We start from the raw sequence: 3,728 nt of genomic DNA on the forward strand, positions 1-3,728 counted from the left end.
CTTCGGTGACACCGTAGTCATTATCGGTGAAACTCCTTCTAGATCAGAGCCTCACACACAAACTTCCTGACACCCTCACCCATAGTGTTGGTGAACCACCCAAGATTTCGCGCGCAACAATTTGTTTTCGAAGAATCGATTATTGGTGCTGAGAAAAATATTCGCTCCAGGTAGTTGTTTACGAATTCCACGCAAAGTAATCATGAATTCACAAGTGCCTACATTCACGATCTATTGCACTTTCCCCATAAAGGCATGATGAATTAACTGTTTCCGGAGCTGCACCAGAATCTGCTTGGATCCTTCTACCAAGTGTTGAATTTTATCAAGCTTTTCCAAGGAATTTTCAATGCCCTCTGCAATCACCTTCTGAGAATCTAACGCAGGGATTCTGACGAGGATGTCATATATTTTCTTGCCGGAAATTAGTGGCTGCGCACTGGAACTCGTATTTTTTCGCAGATTGGTGTGTAGCAAAAGAAAGTAGAGAAACTTCTTGTCTATCTCGTTTTCATTGAAGTGCACGACCAGAGCGTTATCAGTTACCCAGCATTCTTCGTTCGTCATGTGGACAGAACCGCAATAAAATCCGACTCTACCGATTGTGATTGTTTCAGCTGGGTAACAGGACTGGTCATGGTATCCGGTAACGCCGTTGCCACCATAAACAGGAACGGTACCACCAGGGGCCATCTCTTTTGCCGTTAAGCCTTTTCCAGATGAGACCCTTATAATCTCGCCCAAGGGCTTAGTCTCCCAAACAGTGTCATGTACATTACCTTCATTTGAAACTCCGTGCCCCGCAAGCAATGTTCGGGCAATGCCAACCTTTCTATCTGAAAGATTGTCTAGAAAACTATCGAGTCGTTGTATGGCGTCGTCGATTTTGGCGTTAGTTTTCTCGATAAAATCAACGATACGTGCTTGCTCACCTAACGGGGGCAGACTAATCGGGAGCTGTAAAAAATCGGTCGCCTTAATCGATGGTGAATTGTCTCCTTTCATCTTTGCCGTCGCCATCGAAATGAACGTTGGGCTACAAAGGAAATGAAAAAGGTAGCGCGAATCAACTACTGGGGCAGGTGTGCAAACATAAAAACCAGTGCTCGCGATTGCTTCTGAGAATTCTGACCCTACACGCGCTATGTTCATGAGGTAGGGACGAACGAGAGAGAATAGGGTATCTCCGTCGTGCACCGCTCGAGATGCCCTGCTTGGCGCTTTGGACGCTGCAACGATTTTTGGGTTTGCTACTTTTTGGCACTTATTATTGACTGCATCGATATCGATGTAAGTAAAGGAGCCTCCCCTAGGTTTGCGTGTCTCCATGGGAAGTAATACCGTACCCAACCGCACCCACCGCCAGTCTCCAGGAACGGCGTATGGTTGTTCGGCCTCTGGAACGATGGCTTCGTTAGGAATCCCTTTGAAGTCTGTGATGAGCGGGAGTTTCATTGCCACTAATCTTCACCTTCTCCGAGGCTGAGATCGCTTGCTAGAGTGCGCAGGAGGTCAGCTGCTTCGTCAAGAAGGGTTGCGGCTTCGAGCGCGGATGCTGCTGGGGCAAAGTTTTCCGCGTCGAAAGTTTCTACTTCAACACGCATGAGGCCCAGATCTAGAGAGTCCTCTTTAGCGTTAATCTCGCTGCGCTTGAAGTAGGTTAGCCGCTCGTTTGCCAGCTGAGTTCGATCTTCAGCCAAATACGCTTTCTCAAAGTCAGCGAAGTGTTCAACGGTAAGTGGCGTACGCTTGCCGAACGAAGGCATCTGAGAACGAAGGTCGTAGAACCAAACTCCGCTGGTATTTCCTTTGTCGGTGAGTCCACGTTCGAAGAAGAGTACGTTGGTCTTGACGCCTGGGGCGTAAAAGATACCGGTTGGAAGCCTGAGGATAGTGTGTAGGTTGCATTTGTCCATCAGGTCTTCTCGGATGCGGCGGCCATCACCGTCAGCGAAAAGAACATTGTCTGGTAGTACAACCGCAGCGCGTCCACCTGGCTTAAGGCTTCGATAAATATGCTGCAGGAAGTTCAGCTGCTTATTTGATGTCGGGAAGGTTAGATCATCACGAGTTGCACGTTCCCCTCCCTTTTTCGTTCCAAATGGCGGGTTAGTCAGAACAACATCAAACCCAATAAAGCGCTTGCCGTCAGGCGAAAGCGTATCTCCTAAATGGATAGGGGATTCGATGCCATGAAGCATAGCATTCATCAACGCAAGTCGATGAGTGTCATGGACAAGCTCCACACCGGTAAATGCCTTCTTTACTTGGAAGTCGGCTTGATCTTCGTCCAGATCGAACAGGTCGTCTGTGTTGGCGCATACGTGCTCACTCGCAGCAATCATGAAGCCAAAAGTTCCACATGCGGGGTCGTTGCAGAGCTCACCAGGCTGTGGGTCAATAAGCCGCACCATAACGTCAATAAGGACACGCGGGGTGAAGTACTGACCGGCACCAGACTTTTTCTCGTTAGCGTTTTTCTCAAGCAGCCCTTCGTAGAGGTTACCGAGCCCCTCCTCACGAGCGGAATACCAATCCAGAGCATCAATTGACTTGATAATCTTCTCAAGGTTTTTCGGCTCATCAATATTTGTAGATGACGCAGCATAGATTTCATGGACTCGACCAGTTGCTTCTTCGCCGAGGTGTTGGAGCAGGTCACGGTAGAACCGCTTGAGTTCGATGCCGGACTTCGTGCGCAGTTCATTCCATCGGTATTGTTCGGGAATCCCGTCTTCTGCACCGGTTTCCTTGGCCATTTTCAAGAATAGGATGTAAGTCAGCTCGGTGACGTACTGATGGAAGGTGATTCCATCATCGCGTAGGACGTTGGACAGGTTCCAGAGCTTCGCAACGATCTCTTGATTGTTCATGCGGTTAGGTCCTCATACATATAGTCCTTAAGTTCAGAGACTATTTTGGCGAATTCGCCATCAAATGCAGCCTGCACTCGATTCAGTCCTCCCTGTTGTCTAAAGCGAGAGTCTGTATCGAAGGTGTCTGTTGAGATGAGTAACTCGTTTTCGAGGTACGCCTCAACGCGAGATATCCAGCCCTGCTGAACTCTAGTAAAGTCATGTTCTCTTTTCAGTTTGTCGATAGCAAGTTTCACCCGTTCCTTGTGGGTAAGGAGCGGAGATCCGAGTGCAAAACGGCGAATGAGTGAGATGATGTCTGCAGTAATCTCTTTGTTAGACACTTGCGACAAGGCTGAAGAGAGTTTTTGCTCGGTATAGCCTTTGCGGTCGAGCATGAGCCTTAGTGATTTCAGTTCCGCTCGGGTGAGTTCAGAAGGGCGAGTACACACTATTTGTAAGGCTGCAATCTCATCACTGTTTTGCTCCAGGAAGGATTTGAACTCTTCTAGATAGTCCTCAGGCTTTTGGGCGTTTCCAAAGTCCCTGGTGTGTGAGATGAGTTCATCTTCAGCCTCTGAAATCACTAGTTTTCGTGGGTCGCCAAAGGTCGAGTTGTCGAGGAAATCGAAGAACTGCGCGTGTTCTTGAATCCATGCGGCTGCATCTGCTGGTGAGGCTTCACGAAGTTCTTCAATCACTTCGGAGATCGTGTTTCCACCGCCAAGGTCTTTAAGGTGTTCAGCTGTAGTTTCGGCAATCTTGCGTCGTCTACGTTGGAGCTTAGCCACTACCTGGGTCAAGTCCGTTTGAGTGGTGTTTCTACCTTTCGATAGAGCATGCAGTGTGATGGTGTCAGGGGCCAGCACGTGC

General features: G+C 48.7%; 3 protein-coding genes. All 3 read right to left on the reverse strand.

Going from position 1 to position 3,728, the window contains the following annotated elements; all coding sequences use genetic code 11:
* Positions 1 to 231: 231 nt before the first annotated feature.
* Complete coding sequence (locus QP970_RS11470; protein WP_284869957.1) at positions 232 to 1,455, reverse strand: restriction endonuclease subunit S; 1,224 nt, start codon at positions 1,453 to 1,455, stop codon at positions 232 to 234.
* A gap of 5 nt (positions 1,456 to 1,460) precedes the next feature.
* On the reverse strand, positions 1,461 to 2,873 hold the full coding sequence (locus tag QP970_RS11475) for a class I SAM-dependent DNA methyltransferase (RefSeq protein ID WP_284849792.1): 1,413 nt from the start codon (positions 2,871 to 2,873) through the stop codon (positions 1,461 to 1,463).
* Positions 2,870 to 3,728 (reverse strand): type I restriction-modification enzyme R subunit C-terminal domain-containing protein (locus tag QP970_RS11480; protein WP_284869956.1); only part of this gene is annotated, 859 nt, incomplete at its 5' end. The genes QP970_RS11480 and QP970_RS11475, both read right to left, overlap by 4 nt.

Source organism: Corynebacterium sp. MSK073, from assembly GCF_030232085.1.
GTDB lineage: Bacteria > Actinomycetota > Actinomycetes > Mycobacteriales > Mycobacteriaceae > Corynebacterium.

What these genes read in the sequence shown, in the direction of transcription:
- QP970_RS11475 (WP_284849792.1), bottom strand. Translation starts at nt 2,873, where the DNA reads ATGAACAATCAAGAGATCGTTGCGAAGCTCTGGAACCTGTCCAACGTC.
- QP970_RS11470 (WP_284869957.1), bottom strand. Translation starts at nt 1,455, where the DNA reads ATGAAACTCCCGCTCATCACAGACTTCAAAGGGATTCCTAACGAAGCC.